Annotated in this window: 16 protein-coding genes, 2 pseudogenes and 1 riboswitch; of the genes and pseudogenes, 9 read left to right on the top strand and 9 right to left on the bottom strand. The window is 73.7% G+C overall.

Translation table 11 applies throughout. The features are described 5' to 3' along the window. Positions 1-15: 15 nt before the first annotated feature. A complete protein-coding gene (gene pstB, locus CO540_RS22175; protein WP_091569147.1) occupies positions 16-792 on the top strand; it encodes a phosphate ABC transporter ATP-binding protein PstB in 777 nt (258 codons plus the stop codon). A 64-nt stretch (positions 793-856) separates the two neighbouring features. Here the strand turns inward: pstB and CO540_RS22170 are convergent, their stop codons facing one another. Continuing rightward, positions 857-1,684 carry an NUDIX domain-containing protein gene (locus CO540_RS22170; RefSeq protein ID WP_099163502.1) on the bottom strand — a complete coding sequence of 276 codons (828 nt, stop codon included), beginning with the start codon at positions 1,682-1,684 and terminating at the stop codon, positions 857-859. A gap of 132 nt (positions 1,685-1,816) precedes the next feature. On the opposite strand from CO540_RS22170, the gene CO540_RS22165 reads away from it, so the two are divergent. Next, the gene (locus CO540_RS22165) at positions 1,817-2,785 is read left to right on the top strand and encodes a Gfo/Idh/MocA family protein (RefSeq protein WP_099163501.1); all 969 of its coding nucleotides are present in this window, start codon (positions 1,817-1,819) and stop codon (positions 2,783-2,785) included. 76 nt (positions 2,786-2,861) lie between these two features. Here the strand turns inward: CO540_RS22165 and CO540_RS22160 are convergent, their stop codons facing one another. The 3 genes from CO540_RS22160 to CO540_RS22150 all read right to left on the bottom strand — a co-directional run bounded on the left by CO540_RS22160 (position 2,862) and on the right by CO540_RS22150 (position 5,599). After that, positions 2,862-3,866, bottom strand: a complete 1,005-nt coding sequence (locus CO540_RS22160) for an inorganic phosphate transporter (protein ID WP_099163500.1) — start codon at positions 3,864-3,866, stop codon at positions 2,862-2,864. Between the two features lie 4 nt (positions 3,867-3,870). Then, positions 3,871-4,497 carry a DUF47 domain-containing protein gene (locus CO540_RS22155; protein ID WP_089157475.1) on the bottom strand — a complete coding sequence of 209 codons (627 nt, stop codon included), beginning with the start codon at positions 4,495-4,497 and terminating at the stop codon, positions 3,871-3,873. A gap of 151 nt (positions 4,498-4,648) precedes the next feature. Next, complete coding sequence (locus CO540_RS22150) at positions 4,649-5,599, bottom strand: PPK2 family polyphosphate kinase (protein ID WP_099163499.1); 951 nt, start codon at positions 5,597-5,599, stop codon at positions 4,649-4,651. Between the two features lie 477 nt (positions 5,600-6,076). Here CO540_RS22150 and sigJ point away from each other — a divergent pair, with 477 nt between their 5' ends. Next, on the top strand, positions 6,077-7,030 hold the full coding sequence (gene sigJ, locus CO540_RS22145) for an RNA polymerase sigma factor SigJ (RefSeq protein ID WP_099163498.1): 954 nt from the start codon (positions 6,077-6,079) through the stop codon (positions 7,028-7,030). Between the two features lie 7 nt (positions 7,031-7,037). Here sigJ and CO540_RS22140 read toward each other — a convergent pair whose 3' ends face one another. Then, the gene (locus tag CO540_RS22140; RefSeq protein ID WP_091569133.1) at positions 7,038-7,544 is read right to left on the bottom strand and encodes a DUF402 domain-containing protein; all 507 of its coding nucleotides are present in this window, start codon (positions 7,542-7,544) and stop codon (positions 7,038-7,040) included. Positions 7,545-7,669: 125 nt separating this feature from the next. Here CO540_RS22140 and CO540_RS31370 point away from each other — a divergent pair. Both CO540_RS31370 and CO540_RS31365 read left to right on the top strand, forming a co-directional pair. Beyond that, a pseudogene (locus tag CO540_RS31370) lies at positions 7,670-9,001 on the top strand (ATP-dependent DNA helicase); the annotation flags it as partial. Positions 9,002-9,121: 120 nt separating this feature from the next. Next, positions 9,122-9,808, top strand: a pseudogene (locus tag CO540_RS31365) (ATP-dependent DNA helicase); the annotation flags it as partial. 52 nt (positions 9,809-9,860) lie between these two features. Here the strand turns inward: CO540_RS31365 and CO540_RS22130 are convergent. Then, positions 9,861-11,141, bottom strand: coding sequence for an AI-2E family transporter (locus CO540_RS22130; RefSeq protein WP_371682312.1), 1,281 nt, complete (start codon positions 11,139-11,141; stop codon positions 9,861-9,863). Between the two features lie 172 nt (positions 11,142-11,313). On the opposite strand from CO540_RS22130, the gene CO540_RS22125 reads away from it, so the two are divergent. Together CO540_RS22125 and CO540_RS30445 are read left to right on the top strand one after the other, a co-directional pair. Further along, positions 11,314-11,661 carry a co-chaperone GroES gene (locus tag CO540_RS22125; protein WP_099163495.1) on the top strand — a complete coding sequence of 116 codons (348 nt, stop codon included), beginning with the start codon at positions 11,314-11,316 and terminating at the stop codon, positions 11,659-11,661. Positions 11,662-11,732: 71 nt separating this feature from the next. Further along, positions 11,733-11,900: a hypothetical protein gene (locus CO540_RS30445; protein ID WP_172967907.1), complete on the top strand. Its 168-nt coding sequence runs from the start codon at positions 11,733-11,735 to the stop codon at positions 11,898-11,900. Positions 11,901-11,903: 3 nt separating this feature from the next. Here the strand turns inward: CO540_RS30445 and CO540_RS22120 are convergent, their stop codons facing one another. Further along, positions 11,904-13,355, bottom strand: coding sequence for a PrsW family intramembrane metalloprotease (locus CO540_RS22120; protein ID WP_099163494.1), 1,452 nt, complete (start codon positions 13,353-13,355; stop codon positions 11,904-11,906). Positions 13,356-13,378: 23 nt separating this feature from the next. Then, positions 13,379-13,501: riboswitch (SAM riboswitch) on the top strand. 45 nt (positions 13,502-13,546) lie between these two features. On the opposite strand from CO540_RS22120, the gene CO540_RS22115 reads away from it, so the two are divergent. Further along, positions 13,547-14,809, top strand: coding sequence for an aminotransferase class V-fold PLP-dependent enzyme (locus CO540_RS22115; RefSeq protein ID WP_099163493.1), 1,263 nt, complete (start codon positions 13,547-13,549; stop codon positions 14,807-14,809). 23 nt (positions 14,810-14,832) lie between these two features. Here CO540_RS22115 and CO540_RS22110 read toward each other — a convergent pair whose 3' ends face one another. Continuing rightward, positions 14,833-16,056 carry an aromatic acid exporter family protein gene (locus CO540_RS22110; protein WP_253866147.1) on the bottom strand — a complete coding sequence of 408 codons (1,224 nt, stop codon included), beginning with the start codon at positions 16,054-16,056 and terminating at the stop codon, positions 14,833-14,835. Positions 16,057-16,165: 109 nt separating this feature from the next. Here CO540_RS22110 and CO540_RS22105 point away from each other — a divergent pair, with 109 nt between their 5' ends. Beyond that, entirely contained in the window at positions 16,166-16,801 is a 636-nt protein-coding gene (locus tag CO540_RS22105; RefSeq protein ID WP_099163491.1) for an HD domain-containing protein, read from the top strand. Here the strand turns inward: CO540_RS22105 and CO540_RS22100 are convergent. Then, positions 16,727-17,059: a DUF4031 domain-containing protein gene (locus CO540_RS22100; protein ID WP_091576892.1), complete on the bottom strand. Its 333-nt coding sequence runs from the start codon at positions 17,057-17,059 to the stop codon at positions 16,727-16,729. The genes CO540_RS22105 and CO540_RS22100 overlap by 75 nt on opposite strands. Positions 17,060-17,073: the final 14 nt, after the last annotated feature.

Below are 17,073 nucleotides of genomic sequence, written 5' to 3'. Positions count from 1 at the left end.
GGAGGTACCGCCACCATGGCCAAGCGCGTCGAAGCGTCGAACGTCACCGCCTACTACGGCGGGTTCAAGGCGATCGAGAACATCAACCTGACCGTCGAGCCGAAGACGGTGACCGCCCTGATCGGCCCGTCCGGCTGCGGCAAGTCCACCTTCCTGCGGTCGATCAACCGGATGCACGAGGTGCTGCCCGGCGCCCGGGTCGAGGGCAACCTGACCATCGACGGGCAGGACATCTACGACCGCGACGTGGACGTCACGGCCGTACGCCGGATGATCGGCATGGTCTTCCAGCGGCCGAATCCGTTCCCCACCATGAGCATCTTCGAGAACGTGGTGGCCGGGCTGCGGCTCAACGGCGTCCGACGCAAGTCGATCCTGGAGGAGACGGCCGAGAAGGCGCTCCGCTCGGCGAACCTGTGGGACGAGGTCAAGGACCGGCTCGGCAAGCCCGGCGCCGGCCTCTCCGGCGGTCAGCAGCAGCGGCTCTGCATCGCCCGCACCATCGCGGTCGAGCCGCAGGTGGTGCTGATGGACGAGCCGTGCTCGGCCCTGGACCCGATCTCCACGCTGGCCATCGAGGACCTGATGTTCCAGCTGAAGGACAAGTTCACCATCATCATCGTCACGCACAACATGCAGCAGGCCGCGCGGGTGTCGGACCGCACCGCCTTCTTCTCGATCGAGAAGACCGGCGACCCGGGCCGCCTGATCGAGTACGACAACACCCAGAAGATCTTCAGCAACCCGAGCCAGAAGAAGACCGAGGACTACATCACCGGCCGCTTCGGCTGAGGTGTAAGGAGGGGCCCCCTGTTAACGCATTCTGCATAGCAGGGGGCCCCTTTTAACACCTCGCTCAGCGGAGCAGGAAGCGCGGCTGGGCACCGTCCAGGTCCTCGATGCGCGGCAGGATGGGCGTACCCGGGTCGCGGTCCGCGGCGGCGCGGGCCACGCCGGCCAGGTCGCCGGCGGCGGCGATCTCGCCCAGGGTGACCATCGTCGGCGGCAGCATGGTCAGCTCCCCCGCCTCCGCCCGGGCCAGCGCGTCCGCCGGGCGCAGCCACAGCGTGTGGTCGGCCTCGCCGGAGACGTCGCGGGTCCGCTGCCCCTCGGGCAGCAGCGCCACGAAGAAGTACGTGTCGAAGCGGCGCGGCTCGAACTCCGGCGTGATCCACCGGGTCCACGGCAGCAGCAGGTCGGACCGGAGCGTCAGACCGCGCCCGGCCAGCAGATCCGCGAAGCCGGTACGCCGACCCACCAGGTCCTGCCGGGCCGCCTCCCAGTCGTCGCCGCTCACGTCGCCGACCACGGTGTCCGCGTCCGGGCCGGCCAGCAGCACGCCCGCCTCCTCGAAAACCTCGCGGGCGGCGGCGCAGACCACCGCCTGCGCGTCCGCCGGGTCGAGCCGGAACCGCTCACCCCAGGCCGCCGGCTCCGGGCCGGCCCAGCCCAGGTGCGCCTCGGAGTCGGAGCGGTCCACCCCGCCGCCGGGGAAGGCGTACATGCCGCCGAACGTCATCGCCGCGACCCGGCGGATCAGGTAGACCTCGAAGTCGTCACCGGCCGGGCGGAGCAGCAGCACGGTGGCGGCGACCCGGGGCACCGCCGGCACGCCACCCTCGGCGTGGAACCGGCGGGCGTGCTCCACCAGGGCGGGGGGTGCGGCGAAGCCGTCGATCGTCATGCGGCGAGCCTAGTTCCCCTGGGGCGTACCGGTCGGCGACGGTGCCCGCCGGCCCACGCGCCGCCCGCCCAGCCCGTCCCGACCGGTGGATCACCCTGCCGACGGCGACGCCGTCCGGGATAGCGTGCCGGCATGACGCGTTGGGGAATCCTGGCCACCGGGCACATCGCCGCCTGTTTCGCCGACGATTTGCGGCTGGTGCCGGACGCCGAACTGGTGGCGGTCGGGTCGCGCACCCGGGAGAGCGCCGAGACGTTCGCGCGGCGGCACGACGTGCCGCGGGCGTACGCCTCCTGGGCCGAACTGGCCGCGGACCCGGACCTGGACGCGATCTACGTGGCCACCCCGCATGCCGCGCATCACGAGGCGGCGCTGGCCTGTCTGGCCGGCGGCAAGGCGGTGCTGGTGGAGAAGCCCTGCACGCTGGACCTGCCCACCACCACCGAGCTGGTGGAGACGGCGCGCGCCCGCGGGCTCTTCCTCATGGAGGCCATGTGGATGCGGACCAACCCGCTGATCCTGCGGGTGCTGGAGCTGATCTCCGACGGCGCGATCGGCGAGGTGACCCACGTCCGGGCCGACTTCGGGGTGGCCGGGCCGTTCCCGCCCGAGCACCGGATGCGGAATCCCGCGCTGGGCGGGGGCGCGCTGCTCGACCTCGGTGTCTACCCGCTGAGCCTGGCCCACCTGGTGCTCGGTGCGCCGCAGCACGTGCGGGCGTGGGCGCGGCTGAGCCCGGAGGCGGTGGACGAGAACACCGGCATCGTCCTGGGCTGGGACTCCGGCGCGGTGGCGACGTTGAGCTGCGGGATGGTCGGCGCCACCGCGATCACCGCGTCGATCACCGGGACCACCGGCCGGATCGAGCTGCCGGAGCCGTTCTTCCGACCCGCGTCGGCGGTGCTGCACCGGCTCGACGCCGAGCCGGAGACCATCCCGGCGGACCTGACCGGCGGCGGTTACCAGTACGAGGCGATCGAGGTGCAGCGCTGCCTGGCGGCCGGGCTGACCGAGAGCCCGCTGGTGCCGCACGCCGCCACGCTCGAGGTGATGACCCTGATCGACGACATCAAGGCCCGGATCGGCGTCTCCTACGTGTAAGGAGGGGCCCCTTCTTAACATCCGGTGTTAAGAAGGGGCCCCTCCTCTACCTGAGGCGTTAAAAGGGGGCCCCGCCTTAGAACAGCGGGCGCACCAGCAGGTACGCGAGGCAGGCGATGGCCGCCGCCGCCGGGAACGTGATGATCCAGGCGATCACGATGTTGCCGGCCACGTTCCAGCGCACCGCGGAGAGCCGCTTCGTCGCGCCCACACCCATGATCGCCGAGGTGATCGTGTGCGTGGTGGAGATCGGAGCCTTGAGCACCAGCGCGTTGAAGTAGAGCACCGCGCTGGCCACCGTCTCGGCCGCGAAGCCCTCCGCCGGACCGAGGTCGATGATCTTCCGGCCCAACGTCCGGATGATCCGCCAGCCGCCCGCGTACGTGCCGAGCGCCAGCATCGTCGCGGAGGTCCAGAACACCCAGCCCGGGATGTGCGTCTTGCTCTCCTGGAAGCCGCCGGTGTAGAGCGCCAGCACGATGATGCCCATGGTCTTGGCGGCGTCCTGCATGCCGTGGCCGACCGACATGGCGGCGGCGGAGACGGTCTGCGCCCAGCGGAAGCCCCGGCTGAGCTTGCCCGGCTGCCCCTTCCGGAACAGCCACATGATCGCCAGCATCACCAGGAAGCCGAGCACCAGGCCGACCACCGGCGAGAGGACCATCGGGATGATGACCTTCTCCAGGATGTTGCCCCACTGGACGATGCCGTCGGCGGCGAACAGGGTCGCGCCGACCAGGCCGCCGAACAGGGCGTGCGAGGAGGAGGACGGCAGGCCGAAGTACCAGGTGATCAGGTTCCAGGCGATCGCGCCGAGCACGCCGGCGAAGACCACGCCGAGGCTCTCCACCCCGGTCGGTAGCGTCACCAGTCCGTCGCCGACCGTCTTGGCGACCCCGGCGCCGAAGTGCGCGCCGACGAAGTTGCCGACGGCGGCCAGCGCGAGCGCGATCCGGGGGGTCAGCGCCCGGGTCGAGATGCTGGTGGCGATCGCGTTGGCCGCGTCATGGAAGCCGTTCGTGTAGTCGAACGCCATGGCGACCGCGATCACCGCCAGCACGGCGATGAGTTCGGGTGTCACGGGATCAGGACTCCTTGACCGCGATGGTCTCGACGGTGTTGGCGACGTGCTCGAAGGCGTCGCAGGCGGCCTCCAGCTCGTCGGCCACCTCCTTCATCTTCAGCACCGTCAGCGCGTCGTACTCACCGGAGAAGAGGCGGACCAGCAGCATCCGGTAGGCCTGGTCGCCGTCGTTCTCGAGCCGGTTGCACTCGATCCAGTAGTCCTCGAGGTCCTTCATCGACTTCAGTCGGGGCATCGCCTCGGCGGTGAGCTTGGCCTGCTGGTCGAGCACGTTGACCAGCTCGTGCAGCTCGCGCGGCAGCGACGGGAGCTTGGTCAGGCCGTACAGGTAGAGCAGGTTGCCGACCGCCTCCAGGTGGTCCATCACGTCGTCGAGCAGCGAGCCCAGCCGGTAGATGTCCTCCCGGTCGAAGGGCGTGATGAAGGTGGAGTTGATCTTCTTGTAGAGGTCGTGAGTGATCTGGTCGCTGTCGTGCTCGACCTCGGTCAGCCGCTCGCTGATCGACTGCACGTCCGCGCCGGGCAGACCCAGCTCGTTGAGCAGGTCGGTCCCCTTCACCAGGTTCTGCGCGGCCCTGGTGAAGAGCTCGTAGAAGGCGCCCTCGGTGGGACGGAAGGAAAACTTCACAGCACGGACCTCGTCGTGTCGGTGGAAGGGTGGCCGTCGCCTGCGAGAGGCGTCTGCTCTGGGCATGCTAGGGACACGGTCGAACCCGGCATCGACCGGCCCACCCCTGGTCAGGCCCGATTCACCGCTCGTTCACCTGCTGTTCACCTGATCACTTGCCGCCCTGGTCGCGTAACCGGTCACGCTCCCGTTCGACGTCGAAATCGGCAGGCGGATACCCCAGATCCAACCCGTCGAACGTCTCCCGCAGCAGGTGGGCCAGCGCCCAGTCGCGGTACCACTTGCGGTCCGCCGGCAGCACGAACCAGGGCGCGGCGTCCGTCCCGCAACGCTCCAGCGCCTCGGTGTACGCGGCCCGGTAATCGTCCCAGCGGGCCCGGGTGTCCAGATCGCTCGGGTTGTACTTCCAGTACTTCGTCGGGTCGGTGAGCCGCTCCATCAGCCGCTCGCCCTGCTCCGCGTACGAGATGTGCAGCATGACCTTCACCACGGTCACGGACTGCTCGACCAGCTCCCGCTCGAAGTCGTTGATGATCGCGTACCGGGACCGCCAGGTGGCCTCGTCGACCAGTTCCTCCACCCGGGCGATGAGCACGTCCTCGTAGTGCGAGCGGTTGAACACGCCCACGTAGCCCGGCGGCGGCAGCGCCCGCCGGACGCGCCAGAGGAAGTCGTGCCGCCGCTCCTCCTCGGTCGGCGGGCCGAAGGAACGGATGTGCAGCCCGAGCGGGTTCATCGCGCCGGCCACCCGCTTGACCGCGCCGTCCTTGCCGCCGCAGTCCATGGCCTGAAGCACCAGCAGCACCCGGCGCGGCCGGTCACCGGCCAGCCGTGCGCCGGCCTGGCTGGGCGCGCTGGTGGCGCTCCCCGGCCCGGCCGCGCCCTGGGCGGCGGCGTAGAGCATCTCCTGCTGCCGGCCCAGCTCCGCGCCGACCAGCTCGACCTGCCCACGGGCCCACTCCTTGCGCGCCGACCCGTGCCCGGCCGCCGCCGGCAACCCCGGTGTCGACCGGGGGTCGATCGCCGCCAGGTCCACCGCCCCCGGGCCCACCCGCAACAACTCCCGCATCGACCCGCCCTCGGGCCCCACCACGCCACTCATCCCCCGATCCTCACCCCGCAACCCCGATCATGGGTACGGCGTGCCCGCTACGCCCGTTTTGCGACTCACCCTCCATCCGCCCACCTCCTCCACCCGTTCCCCGGCCAGCCCCGCCCGTCGGCAGTCCCCCGCCCCCGCCCGCCCGTTCACGCACGTCACCCCCTCTCGGAACCAGCGCCTCACCGAACGGAATCGATCTTCCACAAAGTGGGATCGGTCGAGATCTTGGTAAGAACTGGCCCCTATAGGGGCCGTTTCGTGCCAAGATCTCCCGCCGGATCGGGCCGGACGGGCGCGAACGGCCGAACGCCAGGCGGCTTGGTCACGGCGGCCGGGAGGGAGGGCGGGTGAACGGGGGAGCCGGGCGGCGGACGGCAGGCGGCGAAGCCGGGGCGATGGACGGCAGGCAGCGGGCGGGCGCGGCAGCGGGCGGTGGGCGGTGGGCGGTGCGGGGTGGGCGAGCGGGAGAATGGGTGGGTGGACGAGCTTGCGGGGGAGTTCGAGGCGGAACGGGGGCACCTCCTGGCGGTCGCGCAGCGGATGCTGGGCAGCCGCAGCGAGGCCGAGGACGCCGTGCAGGAGACCTGGCTGCGCTTCTCGGGCGCGCTCGCCGACCCGGCCGAACGGGCCCGCGTCCGCGACGTGCGCGGCTGGTTGACCACCACCTGTTCCCGGATCTGCCTGGACGTGCTCCGCTCCGCCCGCGTGCGCCGCGAGGCGTACCCGGGTCAGTGGCTGCCCGAGCCGGTGGTGCGCGGCCTACCGGCGGCGGACGGTTTCGCCCCCGACCCGGCCGAGCGCGCGGTCCGGGCCGACCAGCTCGGCACCGCGCTGCTGGTGGTGCTGGAGCGGCTGACGCCGGAGCAGCGGGTGGCGTTCGTGCTGCACGACGTCTTCGCGGTGCCGTTCGGCGACGTGGCCGACGTGCTCGCCGTGACGCCGGAGGCGGCGCGGCAGCTCGCGTCCCGGGGGCGTCGGGCCGTGCACGGGCCGGACGCGCCACGGCACAGCGCCGACCTCGCCGAGCAGCGCCGCGTGCTCACCGCCTTCGCCGCCGCGGTGGAGTCCGGCGAGCTGGACCAGCTGGTCCGGGTGCTGGCCCCGGACGTCATCTCGATCGGCGACTCCGGCGGGCACTTCCCGGCGGGGCGCCGGCCGGTGGTCGGCACCGACGCGGTCGGCCGCCTGCTCCTCGGCCTGTACGGCCAGGCCCGGGGGCGGGGTGCCCTGCGCGGCCGGCCGGTGCTGGTGGACGGCACGCTGGGGTGGCAGTCGGAGTTCCTCCACCGCGACGGGCGGACGATCCGGATGGTCACCTCGTTCGCGGTGCACGACGGGCGGGTGACCGGCGTGTTCAACCAGCTCAACCCGGACAAGGTGGCCGACCTGCCGCCGCTCGGGCCGGACGCCGCTTGGCCGCCGCGCTGGTGACCGCGGTTCAGACCACCAGGGCCAACCACTTGCGGTACGAGGTGGCGAACGGCTCGCTGCCGTCGCCGAGCGCGCCGAGCAGCCAGCGGGCCGCCGCCTCGGCCTCGGCGACCAGGTCGTCCGGGTAACCCCACCGGGCCCGGTGCTCGGCGAACTCGTCCTCGTCGCGCAGCTCGACGACGCCGGTCTCCCGACGACGCACCACGTCCAGGTCGAGGTCGACCAGGTGGACCGTCTCCTCACCCTCCCAGCGGGCCGGGGTGGCGATGTCGCAGTAGACCTCGCTGGTGCGCGGCGGCGGGTTGAACATCCCGGTCCACCAGCCGTGCCGGGGCACCAACAGGACGAACGGGATCTGTTCGACCGAGGGGCGGCCGTGGTAGACGGACTCGGTGCCGGCCGGCACGCCGAGCCAGACGCCGAGGTCGTCCTCGGCGAGCCGGCGGGCCGGGTAGTCGCGGTGCGCGCTGCCGTCGTACTTGCGGTAGATCACGCGGACCACGTCGCTCGGCATGCCTGGCACCCTAACCGATTCCGGCCACGCCTCGCGATCGGGAGGTAACCGGACGCGACGCACCGACCGCGCCACGCGGCCGGAGCGGCGGGACCCCCGTCGGTGCCGGCGGGTACGGTCGCACGGTGAGCCCGTCCCGCACCGCCACCGGCCCCGCTGTCCCGAAGAAACGCCGGGCCGGCCGCGCCGACGGCGGGGCGCTGCTGGCCGCCGCGGTGGGCGCGGTGCCGGGCGGCGCGGCCCGGCCGGGCCAGCAGCAGATGGCCGAGGCGATCGAGCGGAGCATCGCCTCCGGCGAGCACCTGCTGGTGCAGGCCGGCACCGGCACCGGCAAGTCGCTGGCCTACCTGGCCCCTTCCCTGACCGTGGACGGTCCGGTGGTGGTCTCCACCGCGACCCTGGCGTTGCAGTCCCAGCTCGTCGACCACGACCTGCCCCGGCTGGCCGACGCGGTCGAGCCGGTGCTCGGCCGCCGCCCCACCTTCGCCGTGCTCAAGGGCCGCCACCACTACCTGTGCCTGGCCCGGCTGGACAGCTCGGTGGAGGACGAGCCGGACGACGCGCTCTTCGACGCGCCCCGTCCCGGCGCCACGAAGTGGCTGGGTGAGGCCGGCCGGCTGGGCAAGCAGGTGCAGCGGCTGCGCGACTGGGCCGAGAAGACCGCCACCGGCGACCGCGACGAGCTGGACCCGGGCGTCGACGACCAGGTGTGGCGCAGCGTCTCCATGCCGGCCCGGGAGTGCGTCGGGGCCAGCCGCTGCCCGTTCGGGCAGGAGTGCTTCGCGGAGGCGTCCCGGGCCCGCGCCCGGGAGGCCGACATCGTGGTGACCAACCACAGCCTGCTCGCGGTCGACATGCTCGCCGGGCGGCACATCGTGCCGCCGCACAAGCTGCTCGTGGTGGACGAGGCGCACGAGCTGGCCGACCGGGTCTCCTCGGCCGCCCAGGCCGAGCTGGTGCCCGAGCTGATCGACCGGTCCACCCGGCGGGCCCGGCCGCTGCTCCGGCCCGACCTGGCCGACCGGCTCACCGAGGCCGGCGACGCGCTGACGGTAGGGCTGGCCGAGGCGCCGGCCGGTCGGCTCACCGCCGGCCTGCCGCCCGCGCTGCGGGAGGCGTGCACGCTGCTCGACGCGGCGACCCGGGCCGCGCTGGAATCGATCGGCGACGTGAAGGCCGACGACCCCGACCCGGTCCGCAAGCAGCAGGCGAAGGCGGTGCTGGACGAGTTGTCCACCACCGCCCAGCGGCTGCTGGAGGAGGCCGACCACGACGTGGCCTGGGTGGAGAAGCCGGAGAACGGCAGCCGGCGGGCGCTGGTGGTGGCGCCGCTGTCGGTGGCCGGCACCCTCGCCACCCACCTCTACGACGAGCGCACCGTGGTCGCCACCTCGGCCACGCTCGCCCTGGGCGGCCGCTTCGACACGGTGGCCCGGGCGCTCGGGCTGGAGGCCCCGCCGCCCACCCCGCCGTCGCCGGCCGCCGCCGCGCTGGCCTCCGCGGCCGCCGCGGGTCGCACCGCCGGGCCGGCGCCGGTGGCCAGCACCGAGGGCAGCCGGGCGGCGATCGGCACGGTCCCGGCCACGGAGGGGCCCGGCTGGCGGTCGCTCGACGTGGGCTCGCCGTTCGACTACGCCCGGCAGGGCATCCTCTACGTCGCCGCGCACCTGCCCCGCCCCAGCGTGTCCGGCCTGCCCACGGCCGCCGGCGAGGAGTTGTTGGCGCTGGTCGGGGCGCTCGGTGGGCGTACCCTCGGGCTCTTCTCGTCGCGACGGGCCGCCCAGCAGGCGGCGGAGCTGGTCCGGGCGCGGACCGACCTGCCCGTGCTGCTCCAGGGCGAGGAGGCGCTGCCGCTGCTGGTCCGCCGGTTCCGCCAGGAACGGGAGAGCTGCCTGTTCGGGGTGATGTCGCTCTGGCAGGGGGTGGACGTGCCGGGCGACGCCTGCCAGCTCGTGGTGATCGACCGGCTGCCCTTCCCCCGCCCCGACGAACCACTCGCCGCGGCCCGCGCGGCGGCGGTGGACGCGGGCGGCGGCTCCGGGTTCGCGGCGGTGAGCGTGCCGATCGCCGCGGTCCGGCTGGCACAGGGCGTCGGCCGGCTGATCCGGGCCACCGGCGACCGGGGCGTGGTCGCGGTGCTCGACTCGCGGCTGGAGACGGCGCGGGGCTACGGCCCGTTCCTGCGCCGGTCGTTGCCGCCGTTCTGGTACACCACCCGGCCCGAGGTGGCCCGGGGCGCGTTGGAACGGCTCGCCAAGAGCTGACGCCCGCGCCTCCCCGGGTGGGGTGACGCGGGCGTCGACGGGTCGGGCCGGGTCAGGGCGCCTGGGAGGCGACCACCACGGCGTCCGGCGGGGTGTCCGGCACGGTACGCGCGGCGAGCCGCCGGACCGCGGTGTTGAGCACGGCGATCAGCGGCACCGCGACCAACGCGCCGGCGATGCCGGCCAGCACCACGCCGGCGGCGATGCCGATGATCACGGCGAGCGGGTGGATGGCCACCGCCCGACCCATGATCAGCGGCTGGAGCACGTGCCCCTCGACCTGCTGCACGCCGATGACCACGCCGAGGATGATCAGGGCGGTCACCGGACCGCTGTCGACCAGCGCCACCAGCACGGCGACCACGCCGGACAGGAAGGCGCCGACGATCGGGATGAACGCGCCCAGGAACACCAGCGCGGCGAGCGGGAACGCGAACGGGATGTCGAAGACGACCAGGAAGATGCCGATGCCGACGGCGTCGATGAACGCGACCAGAACGGTGGCCCGGACGTACGCGCCGAGCGTCGCCCAGGACGCGCGCCCGGCGTCGTCGACCTTCCAGCGCGCGGCGACCGGCAGCAGCCGGACCAGGAACCGCCAGATGTTGTTGCCGTCGCGGAGGAAGAAGAACGTCGCGAACAGCACCAAAACGGTGCCGGTGAGCACCTCGGCCAGCGTGGCGGCGGTGCTGAGCGCGCCGCTGGTGAACCGCTCGGTGTTGCCGTTGATCCAGCTCTGCGCCTCGTCGATGTAGCGGTCGAGCTGGCTGTCGGACAGGTGCAGCGGGCCGGTCTTGAACCAGTCCTGGATCTGCCGGACGCCCTGGGAGGACTTCTCGCTCAACTTCGGCACGCCCTGGATGAACTCGTTCACCACCAGGGTCAGCGTGCCGATCACCGCGGCCAGGCCGCCGACCAGCACCACGCCGGTCGCCAGCGAGCGGGGGAACCGGGCCTTGAGCAGCCAGCCGACCGCCGGCGCTAGCAGCGCGGAGAGCAGGAGGGCGACGGTCAGCGGGATGATCACGATGCTGATCGTGCCGATGATCTTGAGCAGCGCCCAGGTGACGATGCCGATGACGATCAGGCGCCAGCACCACGCGGCGGCGATGCGCAGCGCGTGCGGCACCTCCGTGTCGTCGCGGCTGACGGTCGAGTTGTGCATCGCGGCCGGCGGCTCGGCGCCCACCACGGTCGCCGAGGGCGCCGCCACCGGACCGGGCGAGACGGGCGAGGCCACGCCCGCGCCGGGCGGCGCCGAGTCCAGCTCCTCCCGGCCGGACCGGACGGACTCCCGGCCCGACTCGTACGCGCGGCGGAGCCGTCCGCGCATCCGCTCGAAGCGGCTCAAGCGCACCTCCGGCAAAGTTGGCCCACCCACGTCACAGGGGGGACAGGATACGTCCGACCGCCCCACCCTAGGGCGGCTCCGCCACACATTGCCCCGCCACGGCACGGGCCAACCACGGCGGGATCGACAGCGGGGCACGCGGTAGCGTCTTCGCGTGACCGCCGACCAGAGTCTCGACGCCGGGCTGCCCATCCGCCTGCTGCACGACCGCGTGCTCGTGCGTACCGAGGGCGCCGAGGGGGAACGCCGCTCCACCGCCGGCATCGTGATCCCGGCGACCGCGGCGGTCGGCAAGCGGCTGGCCTGGGCCACCGCGGTCGGCGTGGGGCCGAACGTGCGCTCGATCGTCTCCGGCGACCGGGTCCTCTTCGACCCCGACGACCGCTCCGAGGTCGAGCTGCACGGGCGGGCCTACGTGCTGCTGCGCGAGCGGGACGTGCACGCCGTGGCGGCCGAGCGGGTGGAGACCACCGCCGCCGGCTCCACCGGCCTCTACCTGTAGCCCGCCCCGGGCGCTGTTTGCGGCGCTGCCCGGCGGGAAGCCCAGGCACCTCAGCGCCCTGGGGAGGGACCATGCCGGTAGTGATCAAGAAGATCCTCGCCTGGGGATTCCTCGCGTTCCTGATCTACTTCATGGCGTTCCGACCCGACGGCGCGGCGCAGCTGTTCAAGGGGATCGGTGTGGCGCTGATGGCCATCGCCCAGGGGCTCGGCGACTTCCTCACCGGCCTGGTGGCCTGACGGTCAGCCGCCCGGGTGCCACGGGTGCGGGCCGTGACCGACGGGGGGCGGTGGCGGGGCCAGCACCACCGGGATCGGCACCACCGGCTCGTCCGGCGCGTCGACCGTGCGCTGCGACCCGTCCGGAAACCGCAGGTGGTAGCGCTGACCGTCCCAGACCCCGACCGGCGCCTGCGGGTCCCGACCGACGAAGAACGACCGGTACGCGGCGATCGCGTCCAGCAGCTCCCGTTCCTCCCGTGCCGTCCGGTCCCGCTCGGCGGGCTTGCGGTCCAACCCCCGGCGCATCCCGTCGCGCAGCAACGCCAACCGGGTCGCGGCGAACTGGTAGCCGCGCATCGCCTTCACGCCGCCGTCGCCGGCCACCCGGCGGGCCCAGGTGCGGGCCGCGTGCCGCCGGCCCAGACTGCCCAGCGCCGCCACCTCCGGCGGGGTCAGCCAGCCCGCACGCACGTAGTCGGGCAGGGTGCGCTCGGTGAGCCGCCCCTCCCAGGCCCGCAGCCACACCGCCAGCCCCACCATGGCGAAGAAGATCGGCACCATCACGCCGAGGTAGCCGTAGAGCACGATCACCGGCTGCCCGGTGGCCTGGGCCAGCGAGGGCAGCAGGTTCCAGGTGCCGTGCAGCATCATGGCCAGCAGCAGGCCGGCAAGCGGGGCGAGGATCCGGACCCGGCGGTCGGCGGTCCGCGCGGCCACCCCCAGCCCGACGCCGGTCATCGAGGTGAACAGCGGGTGGGCGAAGCCGAACAGCAGGATCCGCACGATGAAGATCGCGATGACCTGCTGGGCGCCGGTGGCCGGGCCGTACTCCTCCACGCCGGTGCGGTAGCCGTACCCGCCCAGGTAGAGGATGTTCTCGACCATGGCGAAGCCGACCGCGGAGAGCCCGCAGTAGACCAGGCCGTCGGTGACGCCGGAGAACTCCCGGCGGCGGAAGATCAGCAGCAGGATCGGGCCGGCCGCCTTGGTCAGCTCCTCGATGAACGGCGCGACCAGCACGGCGGTCAGCGCGGTGGGCAGCCCCCGGTCCTCGAACAGCCGCGCGCCCGTCTCGTTGACCAGCAGCGAGATCGCGGTGGAGACGAAGGCGCCCCAGGCGAAACAGAAGATCAGGTATTTCAGCGGCTCGGGCTCGTAGCGGTCGAGCCAGAGGAAGCAGGAGACCAGCACCGGCACCGGCAGGATCGCCGCGATCACGCCGACCAGCAGAGCCTCCGCGCCCAGGCTCTCGCCCAGCGTGAAGACCATGAACAGCGCGCCGGCCGCGATCAGCAGCACCACCCCGGCCAGCGCCAGGAAACGTCGCCAACCGAGCCGGCGCAGCGGCATCCGGGGCGTCGGCGCGCCGGGCGGCGGGGCGGCGGGCGCGGACGGCGGCGGCGGCGCTCCGCCGGGCGGGGTGACGACCATGCGGTCAGCGTAGTCACCCGCGCCCCACTGGTCCGGCCGCATCGCGACGGCTATGCTCCCGAACAGGTCACGAGCGCCAGCGTCAAGCCCCGGCTTGCTGGCCGGCAACCCTCGTCGAGGTTCGCGGTGGGGTGCCCCGGGTGATGACCGGGCCCGGCGCCGACCCGTGTGCTGGGCAAGCGCGGACCCCGTCCCGACACCTCGGGGTCCCCCGGTGACCCGGAGGCTCCGGCATGACCCTCACCCTCGTACCGCCCGCTCCCGTGCTGCCCACGCCGGTCCGGCCCGACCCGCTCGGCGTGCTCGGCGTACCGGGGGAGATCAACCTGGACCACGCCGCCAGCGCGCCGTGCGCGCGGGCCGCGGCCGACGCGGTGGCCGAGCTGCTTCCCTGGTACGCGAGCGTGCACCGCGGCGCGGGCGCGCTGTCCCGGCGCTGCACGCTGGCCTACGAGCGGGCGCGGCAGACCGTGGCGGACTTCGTCGGCGCCCGCCCCGACGATCACGTGATCTTCACCCGGAACACCACCGACGCGGTGAACCTGCTGGCCCGGGCGCTTCCCGCCGGCACCACGGTGGTCACGTTCGGCGGCGAGCACCACGCGAACCTGCTCCCCTGGCCGCGCGGCTCGGTGCGGCTGCCGGTCCCGGACAGCCCGGCCGGCGCGGTCCGGTCCCTCGCCGCGGCACTCGGCGAGCTGGCCCGCGACGCCCGACCCGGCCTGCCGGTGCTGGTCGCGGTGACCGGGGCCAGCAACGTGACCGGCGAGTGCTGGCCGGTGGCGGAACTGGCCCGGGTCGCCCACCGGCGCGGCGCCCGCATCCTGGTCGACGCCGCCCAGCTGGCCCCGCACGCGCCGGTCGACCTGACCGCGTCGGACGTGGACTACCTGGCGCTCTCCGGTCACAAGCTCTACGCCCCGTTCGGCGCGGGCGTGCTGGTCGGGCGGGCGGACTGGCTGGACGCCGCCCCGCCGTACCTGGCCGGCGGCGGGGCCACCAGCCACGTCGGCGCGGCCACCCACGAGGTGCGCTGGGCGACCGGCCCGGCGCGCCACGAGGCGGGCACCCCGAACCTGCTCGGCGCGGTGGCGCTGGGCGCGGTCTGCGAGGCGCTCGCGGCCGCCGACCGGGGCGCGCTGCACGCCCGCGAGCAGGCGCTGCTGGCCCGGCTGCGGTCCGGCCTGGCCGCGCTGCCCGACGTGGTGGAGCTGCGCACGTTCGGCCCGGAGGCGCCCCGGGTGGGCATCGTCAGCTTCGTGGTCGCCGGGCGGGACTCGGCCGAGGTGGCCGCCCACCTGGCGACCCGGCACCGGATCGGGGTGCGCGACGGCCTGTTCTGCGCCCACCCGCTGACCCGCCGCCTGCTGTCCGAGGCCGCCGCGCGCTCCGGCCGCACCGACCTGCCCCCCACCGCCCTGCGCGCCAGCCTCGGCCTGGGCACCACCGCACAAGAGGTGGACACCCTCCTCACCGCCCTGACCACCCTCCCCTGACTGTGAGCCTGTCGGTTGGACAGTCAGCCGACGGGGGGTGCGGTGGGGGGCTTGGGGGCCGGGCTCTGTTCCGTGGGCTCGCCGCTGCGCTGCTCCTTCTCGCCGAACGCCTGCCGGATCAGCCGGTTCGCCTCCTCCTGGTCGACGCCGGAGGCCACCAACAGGTCGCTGGCGGTGGTCCGCACCTGCGCGATCACCACGCTGCCGGAGAAGCCCACCCCCTCGGCGTACGCCCGGCCGGCCTCGCTGACCGCGCGCAGCGACCGCTCGCGGGCCTGCTCCGGCTCCTCGCCGGCGGCGAACTCGTGCCGCAGCAGGCGTACCGACTCGGCGAGGTGGGCGATCGAGTCCGGCATCGGCTCGGGGATCGGCTCCTCGTCCTCGATCATGGTGACCGAGCGGCGGATCAGGGTGCCGCTGTTGCGCATCGCCCGGTCGATCGGCTCGGCCGCCTCGGCGTAGTGGGTCAGCTCGCTGCGCCGGTGCCAGCGGGCCGGCGAGATGGTGATGGTCTCCTTGGCGCCCTCGATCGCCTCGGAGAGCGCCGCCAGCTCCTCCTTGTTCTCCCGCAGCCGGAACAGCGCCCGCTGGGCGGCGCCCCGGTCCTGGTTGCGCAGCGCCTCGGCGCAGGTGTCCAGCTGACCGGCGAGCAGGTCCAGCGCGGGGCGGGCGGCCCGGTTGATGACCCGCAGCGGGTTGAGCGGGAGCAAGATGGCGGTGACCAGCAACGCGATGCCACCGCCGAGGAAGGCGTCGACGAAGCGGGGGAACTCCAGGTTCTGGGTGGACGGGCTGAGCGTCACGATCAGCACCGCGGTGGCCGCCGCCTGGATCACGATGGCCACGCTCGCCCCGGCGAAGATGGTCAACAGGATCGCCGACGTCACCACCAGCGCGAGCTGCCAGGCGCCGGTGCCGAGGAAGTAGATCAGCACGTCGCCGACGAGGACGCCGACCGCGACCCCGACGATCAGCTCGACGGTGCGCCGGAACCGCTGGCCCACCGAGGCGGCGAGCGTGCCCACCGCGGAGATCGGGGCGAAGACCGGCTGCGGGTTCTTCAGCAGCCGGTGCGAGATCAGGTACGCCAGGCCGGCGGCGAGCCCGGCCTGCAGCGCCAGACCGAAGGCGGTACGGACGCGGTGCAGCCGGTCGTGCAGGGTGGCCTTGCTCCGATCCCGCAGCTCGTCCATGGCGGCGCTGATCCGTGGCCCGTCGAGGTCGCCCAGCTTTTCGCGGTCCGTCATACGCCGCAGGAGCGGTGGTCGTCGGTCCCGGGCCTCGGCCATGGCCGGTACTACCCGTCCCACCCCGGGTGAATCCTCGCGCCGCCCGCGATGGGGCAGACTTCAGCCGATGGACGACCTGACGGCACGGTGGCGGGACGCCGCCCACGCGGCCGGCGCCACCGACCCGGTGGGCGTGGACCGGGCCGGGGCGCGCCTGCTGGCCGGCTGGCGGGAACCCCACCGGCGGTACCACACGGTGGACCACCTGCGGGCGGTCCTCGACGTGGTGGACGCGTACGCGGACCGGGCCCGCCGACCCGACCTGGTCCGGCTGGCCGCGTGGTGCCACGACGTGGTCCACGACCCGCGGGCGGGCGGCGACACCAACGAGCGGGCCAGCGCCGAGCTGGGCGACACGCTGCTCACCGCCGCCGGGCTGCCGGCCGCGGCGGTGACCGAGGTACGCCGCCTGGTGCTGCTCACCGCCGGCCACGCGGTCGGCCCGGACGACCCGGACGGCGCGCTGCTCTGCGACGCCGACCTGGCGGTGCTGGCCGCTCCACCGGACGGCTACGACCGCTATGCCGCCGCGATCCGCCGGGAGTACGCCCACGTCCCCGAGCCGGACTTCCGCGCCGGCCGGGCGGCCGTGCTGCGGCACCTGCTCGGCCTGCCGGCGCTCTACCGCCTACCCGAGCCGCACGCCCGCTGGGAGGACGCCGCCCGGGCCAACCTGAGCCGGGAACTCGCGCGCCTCGGCTGAGGCGCGGGGCTTGGGGCGGCGCAGGTCGGCGGCGCGCAGCAGGCGGACGATGTCCCGGGATCCGACCACCGTCGCACCCAGCCAGACCGCGACCCGGAACCGCTCGGCGGGCAGGTCGTAGTGGTCCCGGTCGAAGCCGCGCCGGGGCGCGCCGAGCATCTCGGCGAAGGCGTGCAGCTCCGCGTAGGAGACGTCGCTGATCAGGTGCGACCACAGCCGGCCGCGCCAGGGCACCGTGGGCGGGTCCAGGTAGAGCACGGCGACCAACGGTA

Origin of the sequence: Micromonospora sp. WMMA2032, assembly GCF_002688545.1 — a bacterium.
Lineage (GTDB): Bacteria > Actinomycetota > Actinomycetes > Mycobacteriales > Micromonosporaceae > Micromonospora > Micromonospora sediminicola.
This window is presented reverse-complemented; position numbering and strand designations above follow the sequence as displayed.